The 21,893-nt window shown below is 56.3% G+C and carries 22 protein-coding genes; 2 read left to right on the top strand and 20 right to left on the bottom strand.

Going from position 1 to position 21,893, the window contains the following annotated elements; translation table 11 throughout:
• Positions 1-7: 7 nt before the first annotated feature.
• On the top strand, positions 8-1,174 hold the full coding sequence (locus BLX42_RS10820; RefSeq protein ID WP_161871758.1) for a serine hydrolase: 1,167 nt from the start codon (positions 8-10) through the stop codon (positions 1,172-1,174).
• Between the two features lie 9 nt (positions 1,175-1,183).
• Entirely contained in the window at positions 1,184-2,824 is a 1,641-nt protein-coding gene (locus tag BLX42_RS10815) for a GMC family oxidoreductase (protein WP_105642545.1), read from the top strand.
• Between the two features lie 142 nt (positions 2,825-2,966).
• Here the strand turns inward: BLX42_RS10815 and fdhA are convergent, their stop codons facing one another.
• From fdhA to BLX42_RS10715, 20 genes are all read right to left on the bottom strand, one after another.
• Positions 2,967-4,163, bottom strand: a complete 1,197-nt coding sequence (fdhA, locus tag BLX42_RS10810) for a formaldehyde dehydrogenase, glutathione-independent (protein WP_105642544.1) — start codon at positions 4,161-4,163, stop codon at positions 2,967-2,969.
• Between the two features lie 116 nt (positions 4,164-4,279).
• Positions 4,280-4,663 (bottom strand): VOC family protein, encoded by a 384-nt coding sequence (locus BLX42_RS10805; protein WP_105642543.1) that lies wholly within the window; start codon positions 4,661-4,663, stop codon positions 4,280-4,282.
• A gap of 269 nt (positions 4,664-4,932) precedes the next feature.
• Positions 4,933-6,228 (bottom strand): NAD(P)/FAD-dependent oxidoreductase, encoded by a 1,296-nt coding sequence (locus tag BLX42_RS10800; protein ID WP_105642542.1) that lies wholly within the window; start codon positions 6,226-6,228, stop codon positions 4,933-4,935.
• A 38-nt stretch (positions 6,229-6,266) separates the two neighbouring features.
• Positions 6,267-6,644: a nuclear transport factor 2 family protein gene (locus BLX42_RS10795; protein WP_105642541.1), complete on the bottom strand. Its 378-nt coding sequence runs from the start codon at positions 6,642-6,644 to the stop codon at positions 6,267-6,269.
• A 9-nt stretch (positions 6,645-6,653) separates the two neighbouring features.
• Entirely contained in the window at positions 6,654-6,824 is a 171-nt protein-coding gene (locus tag BLX42_RS10790; RefSeq protein WP_256671962.1) for a hypothetical protein, read from the bottom strand.
• Between the two features lie 37 nt (positions 6,825-6,861).
• Entirely contained in the window at positions 6,862-8,448 is a 1,587-nt protein-coding gene (locus tag BLX42_RS10785) for an NAD(P)/FAD-dependent oxidoreductase (RefSeq protein WP_105642539.1), read from the bottom strand.
• A 124-nt stretch (positions 8,449-8,572) separates the two neighbouring features.
• Complete coding sequence (locus BLX42_RS10780; protein ID WP_158259244.1) at positions 8,573-11,329, bottom strand: LuxR C-terminal-related transcriptional regulator; 2,757 nt, start codon at positions 11,327-11,329, stop codon at positions 8,573-8,575.
• A 106-nt stretch (positions 11,330-11,435) separates the two neighbouring features.
• Positions 11,436-12,248 (bottom strand): N-acyl homoserine lactonase family protein, encoded by an 813-nt coding sequence (locus BLX42_RS10775; protein WP_105642537.1) that lies wholly within the window; start codon positions 12,246-12,248, stop codon positions 11,436-11,438.
• A 51-nt stretch (positions 12,249-12,299) separates the two neighbouring features.
• Positions 12,300-12,686 (bottom strand): carboxymuconolactone decarboxylase family protein, encoded by a 387-nt coding sequence (locus tag BLX42_RS10770; protein ID WP_105642536.1) that lies wholly within the window; start codon positions 12,684-12,686, stop codon positions 12,300-12,302.
• Positions 12,687-12,701: 15 nt separating this feature from the next.
• Positions 12,702-13,613: an NAD(P)-dependent oxidoreductase gene (locus tag BLX42_RS10765; protein ID WP_161871757.1), complete on the bottom strand. Its 912-nt coding sequence runs from the start codon at positions 13,611-13,613 to the stop codon at positions 12,702-12,704.
• A gap of 28 nt (positions 13,614-13,641) precedes the next feature.
• Positions 13,642-14,301, bottom strand: coding sequence for an alpha/beta hydrolase (locus BLX42_RS10760; protein WP_105642534.1), 660 nt, complete (start codon positions 14,299-14,301; stop codon positions 13,642-13,644).
• Positions 14,302-14,309: 8 nt separating this feature from the next.
• Entirely contained in the window at positions 14,310-15,266 is a 957-nt protein-coding gene (locus tag BLX42_RS10755) for a VOC family protein (RefSeq protein WP_105642533.1), read from the bottom strand.
• Between the two features lie 36 nt (positions 15,267-15,302).
• Positions 15,303-16,361, bottom strand: a complete 1,059-nt coding sequence (locus tag BLX42_RS10750) for a maleylacetate reductase (protein ID WP_105642532.1) — start codon at positions 16,359-16,361, stop codon at positions 15,303-15,305.
• 100 nt (positions 16,362-16,461) lie between these two features.
• Entirely contained in the window at positions 16,462-17,265 is an 804-nt protein-coding gene (locus BLX42_RS10745) for an alpha/beta fold hydrolase (protein WP_105642531.1), read from the bottom strand.
• 68 nt (positions 17,266-17,333) lie between these two features.
• A complete protein-coding gene (locus BLX42_RS10740; protein ID WP_105642530.1) occupies positions 17,334-17,534 on the bottom strand; it encodes a hypothetical protein in 201 nt (66 codons plus the stop codon).
• Position 17,535: 1 nt separating this feature from the next.
• Positions 17,536-17,946 carry an azurin gene (azu, locus tag BLX42_RS10735; protein WP_105642582.1) on the bottom strand — a complete coding sequence of 137 codons (411 nt, stop codon included), beginning with the start codon at positions 17,944-17,946 and terminating at the stop codon, positions 17,536-17,538.
• 53 nt (positions 17,947-17,999) lie between these two features.
• Complete coding sequence (locus tag BLX42_RS10730) at positions 18,000-18,308, bottom strand: cytochrome c (RefSeq protein ID WP_218274692.1); 309 nt, start codon at positions 18,306-18,308, stop codon at positions 18,000-18,002.
• Positions 18,309-18,334: 26 nt separating this feature from the next.
• Positions 18,335-20,008 carry an FAD-binding oxidoreductase gene (locus tag BLX42_RS10725; protein WP_105642528.1) on the bottom strand — a complete coding sequence of 558 codons (1,674 nt, stop codon included), beginning with the start codon at positions 20,006-20,008 and terminating at the stop codon, positions 18,335-18,337.
• A gap of 51 nt (positions 20,009-20,059) precedes the next feature.
• The gene (locus BLX42_RS10720) at positions 20,060-20,650 is read right to left on the bottom strand and encodes a hypothetical protein (protein WP_105642527.1); all 591 of its coding nucleotides are present in this window, start codon (positions 20,648-20,650) and stop codon (positions 20,060-20,062) included.
• Positions 20,651-20,814: 164 nt separating this feature from the next.
• The gene (locus BLX42_RS10715; protein ID WP_105642526.1) at positions 20,815-21,780 is read right to left on the bottom strand and encodes an AraC family transcriptional regulator; all 966 of its coding nucleotides are present in this window, start codon (positions 21,778-21,780) and stop codon (positions 20,815-20,817) included.
• Positions 21,781-21,893: the final 113 nt, after the last annotated feature.

Below are 21,893 nucleotides of genomic sequence, written 5' to 3'. Positions count from 1 at the left end.
GGTGCACATGAGTGCAGATAAGGTAGAGCGGCAATTTGATGAAGGTCGCCTTCAGGAACTCCGGGCAGTCATTGAACGTGATATTGCCCAAGGGGACTATCACGGTGCTGTAATTCGCGTGTCGTTGGGCGGGAAAGTCGGTCTGGATGCTGCGATCGGCAGCGCCGACGCCAATCAGACCAAACCCTTGTCGGTTGACTCTGTTTTCAGCATCTTCTCCCTGACCAAGGCGCTCACCAACGTGCTGGCGCTGCGTTCGATCGAGCTTGGGCGCCTGGCGCTCACTACGCGCGTTGTCGACATCATTCCTGAGTTCAAAGGGGCCCCGCGTGAGCAGGTGACCTTGCTTCATCTGCTTACCCACACGACCGGGATGCCTGGGGTATGGATTCCTAAAGCAGACATGTACCAGGATCGCCTGGACGAGCTGGTGCAGGCAGTCTGCGAAAACGTTCATGGGAGCGTTCCGCCCGGCGAACGTTGCGACTACTCACCTGTTGCTAACCAAGTATTGATTGGCGAAATGCTGCGTCGTACTGATCCTAAGGGTCGTAGCTTCAGTGATTTGATCCGCGAAGACCTTTTCGAACCACTCGGGATGCATGACACCCACATGGGTGTTCGTCCAGACCTGCGGGCGCGCAAGATCGTCCCCGACATGCGTGGCGTCATTCCGATCAAATGCCTTGGGCGCACGCAGCCTGGGCCGTTCAGCTTGTTTGAAGAGGAGGTCTGCGAGGCTCCTCATGTAGGCGCTGTGTCGACGACGCGTGACATGTGGCGGTTTGCAGAGATGCTTCGTCGGGGTGGTGAACTCGATGGCGCTCGAATCCTCTCTCCCCGCATGATCGAGGTCGCACGTCGCAACCATACTGGCGATCTTTACAACGAGCTTTATCGTGCTGTCGCGCTCCGCGCTGGTTGGCTTACTCCACCACCTGCATACATCGGGTTGGGCTTCAGCGTACGGGGCGAGAAAATCGTGCATCACCAGTTCGGGACGCTCACGTCCAGGGAGACGTTCGGTAACTACGGTGCAGGCACCACGATGTTCTGGATCGATCCGACCTTGGATCTGGTGTTCAGCTGCCTTACTGCAGGTGTCATGACTCAAGCCGCCAACATCCAGCGCTTCCAGCGTCTGTCTGATCTCGCCGTTTCGGCCGTAGTGTGAGCTGAGCCCATGAACGACATCTTTGACTATGTGATCGTCGGCGGTGGATCGGCTGGCTGTGTCTTGGCCAATCGCCTGTCGGCTGATGGTCGCAACACCGTGGCGCTTATTGAGGCCGGCCCAAAAGACGATCACTGGGTACTGACCATACCCACTGGCGTGGCTGCGGCATTGAGCAAGCCGCAGTTCAGCTGGGGGTATGAAAGCACGCCTCAACTCGGGCTAGGATCTCGTCCATTCCCAATCCCGCGGGGTAGGGTTTTGGGTGGCTCAAGCTCAGTTAATGGCATGGTCTATTTCCGTGGCCATCCGGCTGACTTTGACGACTGGGCTGAGAATGAGGGCGCGACTGGGTGGAGCTATCGCGAGGTACTCCCTTACTTCATTCGCTCAGAAGACAACCCGGCGTTCGCGAACTCCCCATATCACGGTGACAAGGGCGAAATGCGGGTTTCCAGCCCGCCACGCCCTAACAAATTGGTACACAGCTTCCTTGAAGCCAGCGGCGAAATGGGACTGCCACAATGCGATGACTTCAATGCCGCGAATCCTGAGGGGCTGGGGTTGCGCCAGGCGACGATTCGTAAAGGTCGTCGTGAGTCGATGTCGACCGCCTTCCTACGTCCAGCGCTGCAGCGTAAGAATCTGACCGTCATTACCGATGCCTTGGTGGACAAAGTCTTGCTCGACAATGGCCAGGCGGTCGGCGTCAGCTTCTTGGTCAAAGGCGAGCCTCGCAACGTTCGCGCTCGTCTGGAAGTGATCCTCTCCGCAGGTGCATACGGCTCACCTGCGGTGCTGCTTCGCTCAGGTGTAGGTGACACGGCAGAACTGGTACGTCATGGCATTCCTGTGCAGCATCATCTCCCGAGCGTGGGCGTTGGGTTGCGAGACCACCCCAGTGCTGCAGTGCAGATGTACACAGACAAGGACTACACGTCGTATGGCGTATCGGCCCGTTCGATGCTCCGTAACATCGGCAACGTGGCCGAATATATGCTTTGGCGTCGTGGCCCGATCGGTGGCAATGTCTTCGAAGCGACGGGGTTCTTGCGTACCTCCCCAGAACTCGATCGCCCTGACCTGCAGCTGGTGTTTATGCCTGCACACCGCGGGCCTAAGCCAACGCTGCTGCCCATTGGCCATGGATATGGCGTGCTCTCCATCGCAGCCCGCCCGAAAAGTTACGGGCGAGTGCGCTTGGCAGACGCTAATCCAGCAACGAAGCCTCTCATCGATCCGGAGTTCTATGCACATAAGGACGACCTTGCTGTGGTACGGCACGGGTTAACCCTGGCGCGGAGAATTCTCGGTCAGTCGTCCTTTGATCGCTACAAAGCCAGGGAAATTCTTCCTGGGACGGAGGTGCAGCAGGACTCGGCGTTGGACGACTACATTCGCCGAACGACTGTGACCGTGCACCACCCAGGCTGCACATGCCGGATGGGCAGTGATCCAGAAACGACTGTGGTGGATCCTCAGCTCAAGGTTCGGGGCATCCGCGGGCTGAGGGTTGTCGATGCTTCGGTGTTCCCGACACTGATCGCTGGCAACACCAACGCCGCGGTAGTCATGATTGCTGAGAAGGCCGCCGATATGATCCTGGGTAGGCGCGCCCCTGCAGCAATAGACGTCCCTTACGCCAAGTAAACCGGCTAGCCAGGGGCGGCGTACATCGCGCCCCCGGTTATCTAAAGTCGTTACACCTGGTGGCGTATGAATCGTTGGGGCAGGAACAAAAAATCCCGGGCAAGCCCGGGATTTTTCATTGTCAACGAGTAAGGGGCAGGGGTCAGCCAACGAGCATTTTGTGCGGATCGATGACGAATTTCTTCGGCACCCCCGCGTCGAACTCGCCATACCCTTTCGGCGCATCATCCAGGCTGATGACCTGAACGCCTACGATTTCGGCGATGTTCAGTCGATCCCACATGATGGCCTGCATCAGTTGACGGTTGTACTTCATCACTGGGGTTTGTCCGGTGTGGAAGCTGTGCGACTTCGCCCAGCCGAGACCGAAGCGGATACTCAAGCTGCCAATTTTGGCGGCGGCATCAACTGCGCCTGGGTCTTCGGTAACGTACAGACCAGGGATGCCGATCTTGCCCGCTACCCGAGTGACCTGCATCAGAGAGTTGAGTACCGTAGCTGGAGCCTCCTGCTTGACGCCCGCATGGCCATGGCCACGTGCCTCGAAACCGACAGCATCGACCGCGCAATCCACTTCCGGCTCGCCCAGCAGCGCTGCGATCTGCTCATGCAGCGGGGTGTCCAGAGACAGGTCGGCGATCTCGAATCCGACGGCTTTCGCATGGGCCAAACGCACTGGGTTGACGTCACCCACGATAACTACCGCGGCGCCCAGCAAGCGTGCAGAGGCGGCCGCCGCGAGTCCTACCGGGCCGGCGCCGGCAACATAGACAGTGCTTCCTGGGCCAACGCCGGCGGTGACAGCACCGTGATAGCCAGTGGGAAGGATGTCGGAAAGGCAGGTGAGGTCTCGGATCTTCTCCATCGCTTTGTCACGGTCAGGCAGCTTGAGCAGGTTGAAGTCCGCGTACGGCACCATGACGTACTCGGCCTGGCCACCTGTCCAGTCCCCCATGTCCACGTATCCATAAGCACCACCGGCCCGTGCGGGGTTGACGGTCAAGCAGACACCGGTGTGTTGCTCCTTGCACGACCGGCAGCGTCCGCATGCGACGTTGAACGGAACCGATACCAGGTCACCAATTTTCAGGTGTTCGACATCGCGTCCCTTTTCAATCACCTCGCCGGTGATTTCATGCCCCAGCACGAGGCCCACCTGAGCTGAAGTTCGACCCCGCACCATGTGTTGATCAGAGCCGCAGATGTTTGTAGAGACGACCTTCAAAATGACACCATGCTCAATCTTCTTGCCGCGCGGATCTTGCATTTTGGGGTAGTCGATTTTTTGGACTTCAACTTTCCCAGCGCCAAGATAAACCACGCCACGATTACCAGACATACCGATACCTCTTGTTATTAGGCCCCGTACGGTGCCAAAGGGTGTAGATGCAAAGGGGTAGGGCTCAACCAACAGAGAGGATGCGCTCATAAGCTGTCTGGCGCCCCGAGAACCGTTTAGGCAGGCTGGAAGCAGTAGACTGCCAGTTTGTTGCCATCTAGATCGCGTGCGTAGGCGGCATAGGCGTTGTCCGCCCAACCACGAGGGCCAGGTGCCCCCTCATCCTTGGCTCCGGCATTCAGAGCTGCGGCGTGGAAAGCATCGACTGCGGATCGGCTTGGAGCTTCGAAGCTAACAGTGACACCATTGCCGACCGTGGCTGGAGCGCCATTGGCAGGTTTCAGCACAAAAAACGATGGGGCATTCTGCCCCCAGATCGAACCGTTCTCCTCAAGGTCTGCAATGCGCTTCAACCCCAACTGACCCAGGACATCGTCGTAAAAAAACCGGGCTTTTTCTAAGTCATTGGTACCGACGGTCACGTGCGTAAAAACGCTCATCTGCGTCCTCCTGTTTGGCATAAAGTGGGCTGCTGCAAACCAACTGCACATGTCGAAAATCATAAGAATGCTCGTATTGTTTGCTGCCCCAACATGCCGAAGAGGTAGAGTACAGGCACCTATCGATGGATAGCGGTGCACTCGACTGAGCCTTAATGGTTTGAATGCAAAATACCGAATTCCTAGAAACAAAAAACCCGGCCGCGGGCCGGGATTTGAATAGGTCTAAAGGAAGGTGACTCTGCCCAACCAAGTCGTTGCCTAGAAGGTCATTCGATCTCGCTGGTCTGACGGAGCGTGCTGGTAGTGCCGCCGACTAACTCTTTTTGTTTATCTGCTTCACTTCGCTCCGCATCCTGCCTGACCAGCGTTTCTTTCCAGTCGGGTTGATATGCCCGACTTTCCAGGCCGAAAATCGACATCAACGCACCACGCAGAATGTCGGGTTTGTTGGTCATGAAGAGGAAATTGCGCTCGTCCTCAGCTCGCTTGTCGGGATCGGATTCTTGAGTTCTGCGCTTGAATTCGATCGCCGTCGGGTTCGCCACTTCCAGGAAGATACGGCGGCGCTCATAGGCGTACCAATCGAGCACATCATCATCGGCCTGGCCGTTGAAGAGCTTCTCAAAGCAATCAATGAGTGTGACCGCATCCTGGACACCCGAGGTGAAGCCCATGCCGCCGATAGGGTTGGTTGCATGTGCAGCATCGCCGGCGAGCAGCACTCGACCATTACGGAAGGTGGATGCAGCTCGTTGGTGAACACGGTAAGAGTTCGCTCGCTCCAGGCGGTACTCAGCTCCTTCAGGGAGCCAATAACGAAGCCGCTGGTCTACACGGGCGAGACGTTCTTCATCCGTTGCATCGCTATCTTCGCCATACGCTACACGCCACAGGTTATCGCTATTGACCCTTGCGATCACAGCCCAATTAACCGGGTCTGAAATCATGTTCGACGCCGCATAGCCGTGCTTGCTGAAGTCGAAGAAGATGTTGGTGGCCATGAAGGTGTCTGGCCAAGTGAAGCCATCAAAACTTGCGCCCATCAGCTTTCGAACCGTGCTGCGTGCACCATCAGCGCCGATCAGCCAATCGGCTTCAATCATGCGCTGGCCATCTTTGTCACTGACGCGTGCAACGACGCCATGGTCATTCTGCTCAATGCCTTCCAGGGTGGTTCCCCACTGGATTTCGCTACCCGGAATCGCCAGGAATCGCTGCAGGATCATATGGGCAAGCTCGTCCTGCCCAAAATGCAGAATGTAGTGGTAGGGCGTAAGGTCTTCAACCAAACGCTGATCCATGCGCCCCACGTTGCCTGACTGCGCGAAGTAGCATTGGTACTCATAGCTCTCCGGCCCCAGTTTTTTGGCGGTTTCCAGCAGTCCGATCTTATCCAGGGCTTTAACCGTCGAGGGGAGGTAGACCATCGCTCTTGGCGAGTCGATTACCGTGGCTTCACGATCAATGACGGTCACCTGAGCGCCCCGTTGAGCCAGCCCAAATGCAGTTACAAGACCGGCAGGCCCGGCCCCCACAATGATGATGCGTTTACCAGCAGCCATCGAGAATTCCTCTTGTTGTTTTATCCTGGCGATTTGGCTCAGGGCCTGAAAGCTTCTGCGGCTGGTGCGGTGTCGGTGAACTCTTTCACCTGTTGCAGCAACCCATCTCTGATAATGAAAAGGAAGTGGTAGTGGTTGGCGTAGATCCGCTTGTTGCTCAGCTCAGCACGGCCATCTACTTCGACGGCAACACGTTCACCTTCCTCCGTCACGCCGCGAACCGTGAATTTCATGGTATGGATGACAGGCAGGACGGCCCCGAGAAAGTTTGAGAATGCCGCTTTATCCATGTCTCCGGTGTTAGGCAGCCAAAAGACCGCATCGTCGCTTGCAAGCTCCAGGGCTGCCGATAGATTGCCAGCCTCGATACGGGCCAGGTACTCCAGAGCGAGCAGCCGGTTCGGTGAAGTTTTCATGAGGATCCCCTAGCGCCTTACCAGCATGCTGATCAGGAAAAGGGCCAGCTTCGTGCTCAACAGCCGAAAACCGCCACGCAACTCTTCAGGGCGAAGCTGGGCAGAAATTGGCATAGCGCCGAAAGCGGTGCCTTTCAAAACCAGGCGATTACCATCGCGCTCCAGGGCTTCGATCTTCATTAGTTCGCTGCCATCGGGGGAATAAAGTTTCATTGCGTCAGGCCTTATTGAATTTGCTGAAGTTCATCTTGAGGTCGTCAAACACGCGCATAGCGGCTGCACGGCCGGCCCCGAAAACACCGCCGCCCGGGTGCTGGAATGGGCCAACGAGGTAAAGTCGCTCCACTCCAGGTACCGTGTTGCGCCCCAATTCTGGAGTTGGACGGTGAGAGCCGAACTGGTGCTGGTGCCCGGCAATGCCATGCAGATCGCCGCGCTGGAAGCTAGGGGAAGTGCGCTGCATATCGAGTGGCGTGTCGACATGGCGGCCGATGATCAAATCGTTGGTGAGGTTGTGGAAATAGGGCGACATACGCTCGACTAGCTGGCTTGCATAAGCTTCCTTGATCTCGTCCCAATACTCGGCAGGATGATTTCCGACTTCAAAGGGTACGTACGCCCAGGCGTGCATGGTGGCCTTCCCTGCGGGAGCGCGACTTGGGTCGAGATTGGTCGGAGACGCGAGAGCGAGCAGGGGGTCTTTCGGGAGCTCTCCATAGCGAACATCGTCGAATGAACGACGGAAGCGGGACTCACTGACTGGGAGGAGTTCGATGAAGGCTGCCTGGTCGACATGTTCACCCGCTTTGAAACGCAGCTTTTCGTGCAGCGACGCATGAATGGTGATGCAGGCACAAGGCGATGTCGTGGTTCGCTCGGCACGCTCAAATACATGAGGTGCGACCCCTGCATCCTGCAAATAACCACGCAAAAGGTGAGGGTGGATACCGCCAATCACAGCATCCCGAGCTTCGTAGCGACGACCGTCATGGGTCTGAACTGCAGTAGCACGCCCAGATTTGGTTTCAATAACCGATACGTCCACTTCGGAGATGATCTCTCCACCGTGGTCTTCAATGCAGCGAATCAGCGCAGCGGTGAGTGCGCCGCTGCCACCTACCGGAATGCCGATACCGTACTTTTCCATGAAGGCCAGGAACATAAACAAGCTGATGCCCGAGCCAAGCTCTTCGGGGCTTGCCAGGTTCTCGCCTACCATGCGCGCGAAGTGCAGGCGTACCTTCTCGTGCTCGAACCAGTCGGTGATGATCTCCCAACTGCTCTTCATCATGGTGGCAAACATCTCCCGGCCTTCCGGGCTCTGATCCATCATGGCGAACTGCGCACCCATTGGCACAGGGGCAGAGTAGAGGGTACCGATCAGCATCGGCAGGTAGTGAGCTGCAATCTCCGAAAACTTGAGGTAGGCCTCAGCATCCTTCTGGGAGAATTTCGCCAGTTCCTGGTAGTTACGCTGACGATCGCGGTACAAGCTCAACGTAGTGCCGTCATCGAACACCGAGATCAGAGGAACTTCAGGGTAGATGTACTTCAAGCCGTACTTGCTGATGAGACCCAGCTCATCGTTGCGAATCAGCGGGTTCGCCTGGATGAAGATATGGCCAACGCTGTGTTGGTCATGTTTGAACCCCGGCACCGTGAGTTCACGGGTGACCACGCCACCGCCAAACCAGGCGTTACGTTCGAGCACCAGGACTTTTTTGCCGGCTGCTGCGAGATATGCAGCGGCTACCAGGCCATTGTGGCCGGAGCCGATGGCTACAACGTCGTAAGCCGTGGACATGCTTGGTTCCTCTTGTTTTTATCGAATCGATAAGTTCACGATGCGACAAGCAATCAGACCAAGCACCTATCCATGGATAGCGTAGAGGAAGGTTAAAAGCTGCAAGCCTGGCTTGCAGCTTCACTTATCGAAGGATGCCGAGCTGACGGGCCCGTTCAGCAGCCTGGGAACGCCGCCGAACTCCGATTTTGTCGTAGATCTGCTGGAGGTACCATTTGATGGAGCCTTCTGTCATGCCCAGTTTGATCCCTATTTCACGGTTAAGCATCCCGATGCTGACCATCTCCAGGATATCTAGCTCACGACTGTTCAAGGCGCCGAAAATGGCACTCCCTTGCTCGGGGGAGACGGCGGCCTGCGCCTGGGAGGTTGGGATCTCACCACCCGCACGTTCCAACAGGTCGCTGGCAAACGCATCCACAGGCTCTCCATCAAGCTTTGCCGCCTGGAGTTGATCACGCAGCAAGCGTACCAACCACTCACCCTCATCAAGGAATACGCGAATGAACCCGCAAGGAGCCGCTTGGAACAAGGCCCGACGCAGTGCTCGTTGTGCAGCTCGTTGATCCCCAGTCAGCAGCGCAAGATGAGCAATGATGACGCTCCAGCGCAGCGCACTACGAATTGCATTGGCGGCTTCAAGGTGACGATGCCAGAGCTTGGCAAGGTTCAACGCCTCTGGTAGCCGATCCTCAGCTTGGGCGACCCTGACCCAGCACAATGCTCGGGCCTCATCACGAGTACTCACCCCCTTCTGCGGTGCAACGTCGCTTGCCGGCCCTCTGAGTTTGTTTTTACGTCCAAGCCGAATAACCTCATCTACTTCGCCTTGGCGTAAGAGCCACTTCATACGCTCCGCCAAGCTGAAAAGTCGGAGCCGTTCGAAACCGTGCTCATTGGCAAAGACATCTGCCTCGTCGAGCATGCGGAAGGCGTTAGCCTTATCGCCATCGAACATTGAAATGCGAGCGCAAGTCAACCAACCTGCGATGGCTTGGTCGACAAAGCCAATGTAGGTGGCCTGGTGAAGGTACTGTTCAAGCAATACACGAGCCTGCTGAAGCTCATCACGTTCGTAATGCACCTTTGCCAAATGAACGGCAAGCATCGCGGGCAACGGCGAACCATGTCCGGAGATGTTGACGGCTGAGCGCAACGCTATAGTCAGAGCTTGGATGGCTGCATGCGTGCGTCCTGCCAGCAGCCTTGCTGGTGCGAGAACCGCATTGTGGAACACGTGGGCGGCTTCATGCGGAAGACGATTGAGGCATTCCATACTCAGAGTATTCAAACGCTCAACCTCATCGAGTTGGTAGTGCTCCCGACGAGCATAGAGCTCGGCAGTATAAAAGCTGCCCTTCACCAACGGTGCTGCATCCGAATAATTTGCCTGCAGGTACTGTGCTTGAGATTGGATAGTAGAAGGGTCATCGCCCATCATGCCTAGCATCAGCTCACGGTGTAGCCACTCATTGCGCAGCGTTTGAATACGCTCTCGCGGGAGGAGGTGGTCTCGCTCAATTTGGTTGAGGCGTAGGCGAGCTTTTTCGAGCAATGTACGGCACGTTTCGAACTGCCAGCGCACCTCCAACTGCCAAATTTGACTGAGGATGATTGCAGGAAATCGCATGGCGATATCTTCCGGAAGCCTATCTACAAGCGCCCAGGCATTTACGTACGACGAAAAAATTTCAACGTTGTAGGTGTCGATAATCTCGGCTGCACGAAGATAATCTTTCGTGGCAAAGGCCTGGTTGAAAGCCCCCACGTAGTCACCTGTTTGTATCAAGAGTTCGCTGGCGACCATGTGAAGTTGAAGCATGAGCTTCTCATTGGTCTGACGGAGTTCGCGCTTAAGAAACTCAGCGAAGAGGGGATGGTATCGATAGCTCTTTTGCTCCTCATCCATCGCCATCAAGAACAACCCCCGACTCTCACAGTCCCGCAGCCGTGCTTGACTGTCCAACCGGCCAGTGAGGGCGTTGCAGACATCTGCATCGAGCCGATCCAAAATGGAGGTGTGGAGTAAAAACTCCCGAATATCCTGGGGTTGACGAGACAAAACGTCCTGCAGAAAAAACTCTGAAAACTGGCGTCTCTCACCTGAGAAGTTGGCCAAGTTGTAAACCTGATCAGGATCATGGCGCAGCAAGAGCGCGACCAAGACCAGTCCCCCAGCCCAGCCTTCAAGACGGTTTTGGAGCTGCCTCAATTGCTCTTCGGGAACAGACTCGACTCCAAGATGATTGAGAAGGCACAGCGCCTCCTCATGCCCCAAGCGGAGCTCGCGTACGTTGATGTCGGATACCAATCCTTGCATCCGCTGTCGAGCTACGGAGAGACAGGGCTCTCCTCTGAAACTGAGGACGAAGTGCAAGTGTGGAGGGGCGCGCTCGATCAGCATGGACAAACAACGAACAGCATCGCTCCCAGCAAGATGATGGACATCGTCGATAAACAGGTAAATCGGCGATTGGTCTCCCTGAAGCAGCTCCAGAAGGGCTGTGAGCGCTTTGCTGAGACTGGTCTCCCCAACACGAGTCAGAAGGCCATTGACGGGTATCGGCTGGCCAACGAGCTCCAGCGTTGCCTTGAGGTAGGCACTGAAGTGGGGCAGATCTCCGTCTCCGTCTTCGAGTGACAGCCAAGCCGTTCTCGCACCATCTTGTTTAAGCTGTTGATAATACTGCTTAAGCAATCCGGTCTTTCCGTAGCCTGGGGGCGCTTGCACCAGAGCCATTGGAATTGTGGATGATTCCATCATGCGCTTGAGGAGCCGAGGAAACGGCACCAAGCTGTTGCAGGCAGTGAACGGGCAGAGCTTGGAGGCAATCAAAGACAATTGCAGCGGGGCATGCTGGGTCTGGAACAGGCTATTCATGCTTGTGCGCATGGAGCGGTTCTCCGCGGCTAGGGTCGATTTTTCGACCTCTTGTTACTTTAAGCCCTTCAAAGGGGCGTATAGCTCGTTATCTCTTATCAGCGGGCTATTTGTCTACGTCGCGATTCGGGGGCAGATGAAGTGCGACAATGTCATCGTCAGGATCGCCATGATACGGGTAGATTTCACGCACACGAGGGTCATGGCCAGGCACTATATGATCCGGGGAGCTGGCCCTTGCAAGGAGCTTTCGATAGCCATCCAGCATGGCACCCACGTCCAAGACGACTGGGAATGGGCAGTCTTCTTCCATGTTTGAGTAATAGTGGCTGGCATCAGAGGCAAGCACGACCCACCCTCTTGCGGTATGCACTCGCACGGCCTGCAGGCCCATCGTATGGCCACCGATGTGGAGTAGTTCAATGCCTGGGGTCAACTCGACATCCCCCTCGTGGAACACCACCCTCTGTTGATGAACGCCTCGAACGAGGTTGACCACATCCTCCACGTTGAATGACTGACGTAGCGGGCGATACAGCATGTATCGCCCGGTGGCGAATCGCATTTCCGACTCTTGCAGGTGGAATCGGGCTTGCGGGAGCAGATCCACGTTTCCGGCGTGGTCATAATGCATGTGGGTGATGATCACCTCGGTGACATCCGCTGTACTCAACCCCAGCGCTTCCAGTGCGCGTATTGGGCAGCGGAGCAGACGACGACCACGCGCGTCTGCAGCAGCTTGATTGAAACCGGTATCAACAAGGAAAACTTGCTCTTCGCGACGAATCAGCCAGATGAAATAGTCCATTGGCATGGGCAGATCATGGGCGTCGTGGGTATCGATGAAGTTTTCTCGACGCACACGATCCACATAGGCATATCGAATCGCGAATACCTGGTACTCGGGTAGTGCGTTCATGGTGCCTCCAAATTGCGTTTAGGCCACTGATCATTGATCAGTGGCCTCAGATCAGGCGTGCTCTGCTTCCCAGGCTTTTATTGCCTCGCTAGCCACTCGGAATGCAGCGAGGGCTGCGGGTACTCCGCAGTAAATTGCGGCTTGCATCAGCACGGCGCGGATTTCTTCCTTGGTAACGCCATTGGTCAGAGCTCCCTTCACATGAACACCTAGCTCGTGATGCTGGTTCATGGCCGTCAGGGCGGACAGGTTGATGATGCTGCGTGTTTTGAAGGGTAGGGTGTCATCGCCCCATACAGCGCCCCAGCAGTACTCAGTGACGAGTGCCTGCATCGGGCGATTGAAGTCATCTGCAGCCGACCAGGACTTTTCGACATGCGCGGCACCGAGTACTGCTTTTCGGTTGGCAAAGCCTTTATCAAAGAGATCATTGCTCATTGCGAGATCCTAATTTCAGTTGGGGTTATGAGGACGGGTTGGAACTTCGACGCCGGCCCATTGCTCGATCAGGCAGGTGATGCGGGTGAAGTCAGCGTTATCTCCAAAGGCTGCGCGAGTCATGTTGAGCACCTGGCGAACGCTGCTTCCAACTGGCATAGGAACACCCATAGCCTCAGCCTCGTCGAGGCAGAGACGGGTATCTTTCAATGACAGCGCAGTGGTAAATCCGAAATCGAAGGTGCGCGGCAACACGGCGCGCGGCAGCTTATCTGCGGTAGCGCTGTTACGCGCACTGCCGGCGTTGAACACGTCAAGCATGACTTGCGGGTCGAGCCCCGCCTTCACGCCCATTACAAGAGCTTCGCAGGAAACTGCCAGTGCGGTTACGGATACCAGGTTGTTGACCAGTTTCATGGTCTGGCCGAGCCCTGGCGCCTCTCCACAGAACAGCGGCTTTCCGATGCACTTCAGAATCGGAAGCAGCTCCTCATAGGTGGCACTCGGGCAAGCCACCATCAGTGCGAGGGTGCCTTTCTCCGCACCTGCTGCGCCGCCACTGACCGGACAGTCTACGGCTACAACATTCTTGGATTGAAGTCCTGTGGCCACCGCTTTGGCAGTGCGTGGCCCGGTGGTGGACAAGTCGACGAAAACGCGAACCTTATCGCCGTGTATTACCCCGGCATCGCCCAGCGCAACCTTCTGGACGATGTCCGGCGTCGGGAGGCTGGCAAATACGATTTCAGCATTGTCAGCGACGGTTTTCGGATCAGCCGCATGGGTAGCTCCCAGTGCCTGTAGGCGATCGACAGCCGCTTCATTCAGATCAAAAACAGTGAGCGCGTAACCTGCCTGAACCAGGCGACGAGCCATTGGCTCTCCCATGGTTCCAAGGCCAATAAATCCGAACTTAGGAGTGGACATCGAACTGCGTTCTCCGGTGAGGTGCCATTCAGGCAATGGTGTTTTGGGATGTGAGTAAGCGCTGGAGAAGAGAGCGCGCGAGATTGATCTCCACATCGCTCACTTCGTGCGGTCGCTTCGGGAAAATGCTTAACCGACCGCGGCCTCCCATCTGGGTGAAGACTTGGAGAGTTTCTTTTGTGCGCTCCAAAGGAACCCACTCATCCTCGTCCCCGTTGGTCATAACGATCGGGGTTTCCCCCAGGTCAGCTCCGGTTGACCATGTCATCCCCCTTGGGCCGATGAGCCCTCCAGTGAGCGAGATCAATCCACCGTAGGTGCCTGGATTGCGGTACACGTACTCACACGCCAGGCATGCGCCTTGAGAGAACCCCAGGAGTACGAGCTTTTCCCGCTTGACGGACATCTGCTCAAGCGTGGTGAGGGCAGTGGTGATGCTGTCTAGGGCGAAATCCAGCCATGGGCTGTTTTCCTCAACAGGTGCCATGAACCGGTTTGGGTACCAGGTGTTGTCTGCCGCCTCCAGTGCCAGATAAGGCATTTCGTCGAGGCCAATGCGTTGAGCCACCGCAAACATGTCCGCAGGTGATTGGTGTCGACCGTGAATCAACACTGTGGCTACGCCTACTTCCCCAGGCTGAGGCCCGAGGAAGTGGATAGATTTAGATAGGTGGGGGTTAGTGGTCATGAACCACCTCAGTACTTCAGGGGTTCAAGGTAGGCGGCAATCTCTTGGGCGCGAGCACCTAACTGCGGAGGGATCTGAATGGTTTTGCCCAGATCCTCGAACGGTTCGTCTACAAGGAAGCCTTCAGGCTTAGATACAGCAGCCTCGAACAACGCCCCACCTGGAGTACGCACGTATACGGAGTCGAAGTAACCACGGTCTTTCCGGTCGGAAACGTCGGTGTAACCCATGCCTTCGAGATGAAGCTTCACGCTGCGTTGCACATCGAGGTCGGCGACCTCGAAGGCGCAGTGGTGCACTGTGCCTTCGCCATATGCCCAGGAACCTTGAGGCAAGTTGGGCTCCAGCTGGAAATCGATGATGGTGCCCGAGCCACCATTACCCACCTGATAACGGGAGAACCCTCCGTCGGTGTCGAGCAGTTTGCCTGTCCAGCCGTAATGCATGAATTCAGCGGAGTTCTCCATGTCGCGCACAGATACAGTGATGCCATGAGTACCTCGGATGCCGAACTCCGATGGGATGACACCATTGGAGTACGGTTTGCGGTTGTCGTCTTTGATACCGACGAGCTCGTACTCGATGCCACACGGGTGCGTGAAATGCAGCAGTCGCTCACCGAACCGCTCCACCAGAATGGGGGTGAACCCGTGGCTGGCCAGGTGCCGTGCCCAGAACGTCAGGGACGACTCCGGAACCGAAAGCGCCAAGGTCTTCACCTGGCCGCTTCCGCGGCGCGCTTTTCGACCGGATTGCCGCATTGGGAAGCAAGTGATCAGCGTGCTTTCCTCGCCGATATCGTTGCCGTAGTAGAAGTGGTAGATCGGCTCTGAGCCGTCGTACAAGCCAGTTTTCTTGACGCTTTTCAGGCCAAGGACTTTGGTGTGAAAGTCGTAATCTTCCTGCGCACCACCCACGTTCAGCGTGATGTGGTGATGGCGAAGAATGTGCGGATTAAGTTCCATGGTTATCTCCAGGGGCGTTGGGTCAACAAACGCCTGTTAAGGGCGGCGGCCGAGAAACGCGTTAGCAAGCAGTTGTTTAATGCCGTCCGCCTCAATCGGCCTCGGATTCCAATACGGAGAGGAACAGGCAATTTCGACGGCCTGCGCCAGGTCTTGCTCGCGCAAACCGATATCTTTCAGTTGGGTCGGAGCTCCAAGGCTCACAGCCAGGTCATACAGGCCTGCTGCCGCATCACTCACACCTCCCAATGCCCGACAGATGCGTGCCATTGCATCCGGGGCGGCCGCGGAGTTGTAGGCGGTGGCGTGCGGGAGGACGATGCTGTGGGTTTCGGCGTGGGGGAGATTGAAGGTGCCACCCAGGGTGTGGCAGAGCTTGTGATGGATCGACATCCCCACCGCGCCCAGGCATACGCCGCATGCCCATGCTCCGAACAGCGCATCGGAGCGGGCTTCCAGGTCTTCTGGATTCTTTTGGATACGGGGCAACGCACTCGCCAAGGACGCAATACCTTGTTCGGCCAGTTGCGAGATCAGCGGATTTGCATCTTTGGAGTAGAGCGCTTCAACTGCATGAGCAATGGCATTCAGCCCGCTTGTCACGGTGATTTCAGGGGGAAGCGTGAGGGTCAGGTCGACGTCGTAGAGCACAACTTCTGGCAGCACCTTCAGCGTGCGCTGGGTTGTTTTCAGGCCGTTCTCTGTTTGGCCAATGATCGGGGTGGCTTCCGAGCCTGCATAGGTGGTCGGGATGACGACCTGCGGCAGGTCGGTATGAAGTGCAATTGCCTTACCAAGGCCAATGGTTGAGCCACCACCCAGCGCAACTACGCAGTCAGCTCTGGTGCGAGCAACATACTCCAAGGCATCATTTGTCACGTCGACTGGAGTGTGCATGGTCGCGTTTGCGTAGAGCCCTACAGCCAAGCTTCCCAGTTGCTCACAAAGGCGCTCACCATCGCGCTGTTGATGCTTGGTTGTAAGAACCAAGGCGCGGGAAGCACCCAGGGCTTTGATCTCGTCAGCAAGCTGCACGATGGTGCCGGAGCCGAAAATCACACGACTTGGCAGGGCGTTGTAAACAAAAGGTTGCATTGAAGCTCCAGGATGTTGGGCGGTTTCAGGTGAGTTTTGCGATTGAGTCACCCAGCAGCACCTGCCGAAAGATAGTGCTCTGGCTTATCGCATCACTGCTTCAGCCCAAGAATTCCAGGAGGGCTTGGCGCGCTTCTGCGGATTCATCAAGTGGCAGGTGACCGGCGTCCTCAACAACTTTCACTTGAGCTCCGAAGATGTTGTTTTTCCAAGACGCGGCTTGGCCAACCGGAAGCATTCGGTCTAGACGACCCCAGATAATCAAGGTGGGGGCGTCGATATGTTGAAGCTGCTCCGCCATATTGGGGTTATCCAGCCCGCTCTGACTTAGCAGTCGCATAACAGCGCCACCCTCTCTGGCTCGCATGCTCATGAACTCTTCGTCTGGCCCATTTGGAAGAAATGGCAGAAGAACTTGCATGTCGTTTACGAGGTAGGAAGGGAAATCTTGGGGCGGGATGGCCGAGAGATCAGGCAGTGGGTGCTCTGGGACGGTGAGGCCCGCCGGTGCGGCGAGAACGAGCTTGGTGACACGGTCTGGGTAACGAGCCGCAAACTCTGCAGCGATGCGTCCACCTAATGAACTACCGATAAGGTGCACGCGCTCTAGACCCAGTGTGTCGAGCAGCTTGGCGTAATGGTCGACGCAATCCGAAACAGAGTTGATGCTTGCGTTATCCTCAGACAGACCGAAACCTGGGTGATGTGGCAGATAGACTTTGTGCCGATCCATCAGGCCCGACGCAAAGCCGAGGCCATGCCATGTACCTCCGCCATGCAGGTACATCACTGGGGTACCTTCACCTGCTTGGTGAACAGCAACGACCGCGCCGTCGATCTGGTAGTACTGGCGTTGCCAGCCCGAAAAATCGACACGGCGATCCCCACTCGGAAGCGTGCTCATAGATACCTTCTTTTTATGATTGTGATATTGGATGGTCAGAGAGTGCTGCTAGGGGAGCTGCCCTACACCTATCTATGGATAGGGAGGGCAGCCTCCAGAGCGCTGGAGAGTTGGTCTGCTGCACCAGGCTTGAGCCGCACTTGAAATCGTTTATTGGCTGCTGCGCGATGAGTGCTTTCAAATTCAATCACGAGATCACCTGTCTCTGGCTCTTGCCGCACTACGATTGGGCCGTCGATGACCGCAAGCTGGAAGACCATTTTCTCCATGTCAGTCCACCAGCTTTAGCTGCCCCTTCATCAAGGCCGAGTGGCCAGGGAATGAACAGAAATAGGTGTAACTTTCGGCAGGCGACAGTTCACTTACGTTGAAGGTGACGCTGGTGCTTTCACCCCCTCCAATCACTTTCGTGTGGGCAACCACTCGACTGTCATCCTCCCTCAGGTAGCTTTTTGCGCTACCAGCAGCGATACCGTCAGTGGCGATCGCCTGAACGTCACTGGTTTTACTCAAGACCCAGTTGTGCCCCATTGCCGCGGCTGGCATTCGTCCAGTGTGCTGAAGCGTTACGGTGAACTGCTTGCAGCTACGGCTGACGGAAACCTCTTTCTGCAGGTAGGTCATTTGGTCGGTCGAAGCTACGGTTGTCTCGCATTGCTGTGCGAAAACCGGGGAGCTCATTACCAACAGGGAAGCTAAAAGAATGCGGGGCAACTTGATATCTCCGATGGTGATCACTGCTTTGTTCCTTGTTTGGTTAGGTAGTCCGCGATCGCATTGAGCTCCACATCGGAAATCTCAGTCTTGCGGAAGAACGGCATGATGGTGACCCCGTTGCGCACGAAGTACTTGACCATGTCCGGCGTCAGATCGGAGCGTTGCTCCAGAGCCTCAGGCAGGGCTCCCTTGTATTTAGCTCTCAGGGCCAAGGTTCCAGGATAGGCATCACCAGGTGCGTGGCATGCAGAGCACCACTTTTCGTAAACCTGCTTGCCGAGATCCGGATTACCTTCTGCGGCGAAGCACTGGGCGGCGGCGAGCAAGGAGCTCGTGAGAACGACTAGGAGCCTCATACGGAGTCGCCTCCTTTGTACCGATGCTTATCTCGAAGATGTTTCGGCCAGATGCCATAACGCCCTGGTGAAAGAATCCCTTTGGGATCTACAGCATCCTTAATCGACTCATGGAAGCGCAGCAGGGCATGGTCACCGAAGGAATAGGTATCCATCACATCTGCCTGGAATGTCGGAGCAGTGCGGTACTCCCCCCAGCCATTGTCAGCGGCCACCTTGATCAGGTGTCTGAACACCTCTCGGCTTCTTTTGTTCTGTGCTGGATCCTCGCTGATGAACAACGGGATGATGAACGTGAAGCTTCGCTCCCATGAAGGGACGGGCACGATCATAGCGAAGATCAATGGAATGCCTAATCGACGAGCCTCTGTACCCAGCACTTCGTTGATCTTGAGAACTTCTGCACCGTCACGAGGAATGACAGGGGAAAACCAAGCATGCCCATGTGTAGGCGGCGCTGGGTTCCAGTTCGAGCGGGCCCCGATGGCGAATGTCCGCAAATTTGGGATGCCAAATTGCGCTGGGTATTCGACCTTTTCTGCTTGCTCAGGTGTGAGCGGGAGTTTATAGAACTCGTGCTCAGCAAACTTGGCGTCAGGAAATGCCTTTTTGAAGCGCTCCTGAGCGTATTCCCACTGGGCGCGAATGACTTTTTCTGGGCCATAAAACGTGAGGGCACACGTCCAGAAGGGGATGCCCTTTTTCTTGGCGTAGGCCTCGTACTCCTCCGGCTTGGCGCCTCGGCCTAGCAGTGCCATGAACTCGGGATCCTGCTCTTTTGGGCCGTGTGCGAGGAACTCGTGAAGGCCGGCGAGGCTAGGAGTACCCATGGCAGGGCTGTTGATGTCTGGATAGCCAGTGAAGATCTTCGAGTTCTCCAACTCCGTCATCAACTCAACCAGCGGAACCATGTCGCTGTACTGAGAGAGATGGATGTGGCCTTTTAGGAAGGCCTCTGGCTCGGGCATCAACCAGAACCCCATTTTGGTTACAATCCCGAAATTCGATTGGCTGAAGATCCCGTCGATTGCCGGGCCAAAACCGGTTTTATACATTGCCCAGGTTTTGGATTTGGGCATGGCACCCATTCCGGTACGCATCACCTCACCGTTGGCTAGCACCACCTCCATGCCGCAATGCGCATCGAAATGATTGCGAAACTGTGCCGCGGTGTACCCCGCACCCCGATCCATGGCGTTACCAACCATGCTTCCCCAGCCCGGATCTGGTACGTCAAGCCACAGCTTGCTCTTCTTTTCCTGCAGGTAGCGGTACATGTCGAAATAGCTGACACCTGGCTCGACAATGCAATAGGCCTGTTTTTCGTTGACCTCGATGATGCGATTCATGCGTTTGAGGTCGAGTACGACGCTACCGCTGTAGGTTGGAGCCGAGCCGCCGTAGCCGAGGTTCTTGCCGGTAGAAATGGTGTAGAGCGGAATGCTGTACTGATTTGCTATCCGAGCAATTTCTTGAACTTGCTCGGAGGTATCTGGGGCAACGGCAGCTGATGCTAATCGTTCTTCGGCTTCACCCATGTAGGGCGAATATGCATCGCGATAGAGCTTCAGGTCTTCATCGCTGGTAAAAACCCATTCTTTTCCGACCACGTTGGCGAACGCGCTCAGAGCTTTCTGGAATGTTGCGGAATCGATACCGGGGGGTAGCATTGGAGTTCTCCTGGCTACTTATTTTTATGTTTGTAAAGGAGTGGAAGGCGCTTAGGAGACTTGGCTTGCTGGGACGATTACCCAGGAAACGAGGTGCTCACCCAGCCTCCCTTTGCTGGTGACTTCTCTACTGGAGCGATGGCCGATGCACTGCGACGGTGAGCAGGAGCCCAGAAGGCTGGCGAGCTCACTCGGCCATAGGTTTTCGTGTTGAAGCGCGAGCGTTGACTGCGCAGTTAGCAGGGCCGGAGCGTCGATGATGTGGGTGATTTCACCCCGGCCCATATCCCGATGCTCGACGCGCATGAGGACTTTCATGCCGCGATCCCACGCGAGGCGTTCCAGGCAGAAGAGCTGATCTTGGGTGGTCAGGCCCATGATCGATGCTTTGCCTTCTCGCCATAGTGGATCGAGGTGCTTAAGCCAGATGGCCGTGATATCTCCATTCGTAGCTAGGTGTGGGATACCCATGGCGGCCGCCCGGGCTCCGAAAGCACTGCTCATTGGAAAGCGGCGGTCAGAAAGGATGGCTTTCAGCTGAATGCTGGATTTCAGATCGAATGCTTTCGCGACCCCACCCAAACCAAGCAGGGGAAGGAGGCTTGTTGCGAGACCTGCTTTGAGTACGCTACGCCGCTTCATTTGTGATTCACCAATGAGCGGTAGGCATGGGAGAAATGATCAGGCATTACGGCGCGCTCCGATGATGTTATTGACGGGATCCGTCCTGGATCACTTTCATCGGGATGTTTACTTAAGCGCGCAGCTGCAACACCTACCCAAAGATAGTCGCAGAGTATCGCCGCTCAGCGCCTATCTGAGTGGTGTTTGGCGTACTCACGAGGCGGCATGCCGAAATGGCGGATGAAGAGTCCTCTGAATGCTCGTTCCGACTGATAGCCTACGGCTTCGGCAATTCGGGCCACGCTGCTTCGCCCCTCAAGTACGAGTTCAGCTGCCAGTTGCATCCGGCGCTCGATCAGGTACTCGATCGGTGTTTGCCCGGTACGCTTTGAAAACAACCGGCTGAAGCTGAACCGAGACATTCCTGCCTGATCAGCCAAGCGCTCCAGTGTCCAAGGGTGTTCTGGCTTGCTATGGATTGCTGCGAGTGCCCGGCTGATTCGGGGGTCATTGATTCCGCTAAGCCAGCTGCTGCTTCCGGCGGGCGTATTCAGCACGTACGCACGAACCAGACTGGTAAAAATCAGTTCGGCCAGGTGCGAGGCCGTGGCTGTGTAGCCAGGCGTGTTTGCGCTCTGTTCGGCGGCCAGAAACTCCAGCAGCGATGGAATCCATGGAAACTGCCCCCTGGCACTACGTTTCAACGTGATCACGTCTGGGAGGGCCCGCAGCAGATGATTGTCGGTGGCGCCACCGATGAGGATGCCCATGGTCAGAACGCGATCGGTGTGTGGCGCCATTCCCAGGGTCAGTCCATGTAGTGGAGTGTTTTGCCTGGAGCCCGCAGTGAGCCATGGGAGTTGCTTTAGCTCCCAATACGTTTCGAGTGCTACGCAGGGCGCGTTTGGAGTCGAAGCAAACGAATATCGAGGGCCGTGCAGGATAAGCGCGGCATCTCCTGGCTCAAGGAGCTGTGGCGGTTTGTTTTCCAGCATGAGCCAGAACGGTGTATCGATCGCGCAGAACATGTATGCGTTGGCTTGAGTCATGGCAGGGACATCCATCCCCCAAGGCGCTCCGCAGTGGAAGATGCCGACCGAGTTCGCGCCAATTTTTAGCGACAAAAGCACTTCGCCCAACAGATCCATTTTCTGCTCCGTGTGATAGATACAGCCGATTTTTAGCACAAATCGGCGTGGTTGCGATCATTCCCTCCGCGTACTTTGAATGCTGGCGATCAATGCCACAAAAACAACAACGC

It is taken from the genome of Pseudomonas sp. SG-MS2 (assembly GCF_009933855.1).
GTDB classification, from domain to species: domain Bacteria; phylum Pseudomonadota; class Gammaproteobacteria; order Pseudomonadales; family Pseudomonadaceae; genus Aquipseudomonas; species Aquipseudomonas putida_E.
Note: the sequence above shows the minus strand (reverse complement) of the source record. Positions and strands in the feature narration are given on the sequence as shown.

Excerpts from the sequence above, each read along its gene's own strand:
- fdhA (WP_105642544.1), bottom strand. The coding sequence starts at position 4,163 with ATGTCTGGTAATCGTGGCGTGGTTTATCTTGGCGCTGGGAAAGTTGAA.
- azu (WP_105642582.1), bottom strand. The coding sequence starts at position 17,946 with ATGAGCTCCCCGGTTTTCGCACAGCAATGCGAGACAACCGTAGCTTCG.
- BLX42_RS10790 (WP_256671962.1), bottom strand. The coding sequence starts at position 6,824 with ATGAAGATCGAAGCCCTGGAGCGCGATGGTAATCGCCTGGTTTTGAAA.
- BLX42_RS10740 (WP_105642530.1), bottom strand. The coding sequence starts at position 17,534 with ATGGAGAAAATGGTCTTCCAGCTTGCGGTCATCGACGGCCCAATCGTA.
- BLX42_RS10780 (WP_158259244.1), bottom strand. The coding sequence starts at position 11,329 with ATGAATAGCCTGTTCCAGACCCAGCATGCCCCGCTGCAATTGTCTTTG.
- BLX42_RS10805 (WP_105642543.1), bottom strand. The coding sequence starts at position 4,663 with ATGAGCGTTTTTACGCACGTGACCGTCGGTACCAATGACTTAGAAAAA.
- BLX42_RS10815 (WP_105642545.1), top strand. The coding sequence starts at position 1,184 with ATGAACGACATCTTTGACTATGTGATCGTCGGCGGTGGATCGGCTGGC.
- BLX42_RS10750 (WP_105642532.1), bottom strand. The coding sequence starts at position 16,361 with ATGCAACCTTTTGTTTACAACGCCCTGCCAAGTCGTGTGATTTTCGGC.
- BLX42_RS10785 (WP_105642539.1), bottom strand. The coding sequence starts at position 8,448 with ATGTCCACGGCTTACGACGTTGTAGCCATCGGCTCCGGCCACAATGGC.
- BLX42_RS10715 (WP_105642526.1), bottom strand. The coding sequence starts at position 21,780 with ATGGATCTGTTGGGCGAAGTGCTTTTGTCGCTAAAAATTGGCGCGAAC.
- BLX42_RS10760 (WP_105642534.1), bottom strand. The coding sequence starts at position 14,301 with ATGACCACTAACCCCCACCTATCTAAATCTATCCACTTCCTCGGGCCT.
- BLX42_RS10765 (WP_161871757.1), bottom strand. The coding sequence starts at position 13,613 with ATGTCCACTCCTAAGTTCGGATTTATTGGCCTTGGAACCATGGGAGAG.
- BLX42_RS10745 (WP_105642531.1), bottom strand. The coding sequence starts at position 17,265 with ATGAGCACGCTTCCGAGTGGGGATCGCCGTGTCGATTTTTCGGGCTGG.
- BLX42_RS10720 (WP_105642527.1), bottom strand. The coding sequence starts at position 20,650 with ATGAAGCGGCGTAGCGTACTCAAAGCAGGTCTCGCAACAAGCCTCCTT.
- BLX42_RS10755 (WP_105642533.1), bottom strand. The coding sequence starts at position 15,266 with ATGGAACTTAATCCGCACATTCTTCGCCATCACCACATCACGCTGAAC.
- BLX42_RS10770 (WP_105642536.1), bottom strand. The coding sequence starts at position 12,686 with ATGAGCAATGATCTCTTTGATAAAGGCTTTGCCAACCGAAAAGCAGTA.
- BLX42_RS10795 (WP_105642541.1), bottom strand. The coding sequence starts at position 6,644 with ATGAAAACTTCACCGAACCGGCTGCTCGCTCTGGAGTACCTGGCCCGT.
- BLX42_RS10800 (WP_105642542.1), bottom strand. The coding sequence starts at position 6,228 with ATGGCTGCTGGTAAACGCATCATCATTGTGGGGGCCGGGCCTGCCGGT.
- BLX42_RS10775 (WP_105642537.1), bottom strand. The coding sequence starts at position 12,248 with ATGAACGCACTACCCGAGTACCAGGTATTCGCGATTCGATATGCCTAT.
- BLX42_RS10725 (WP_105642528.1), bottom strand. The coding sequence starts at position 20,008 with ATGCTACCCCCCGGTATCGATTCCGCAACATTCCAGAAAGCTCTGAGC.
- BLX42_RS10820 (WP_161871758.1), top strand. The coding sequence starts at position 8 with ATGAGTGCAGATAAGGTAGAGCGGCAATTTGATGAAGGTCGCCTTCAG.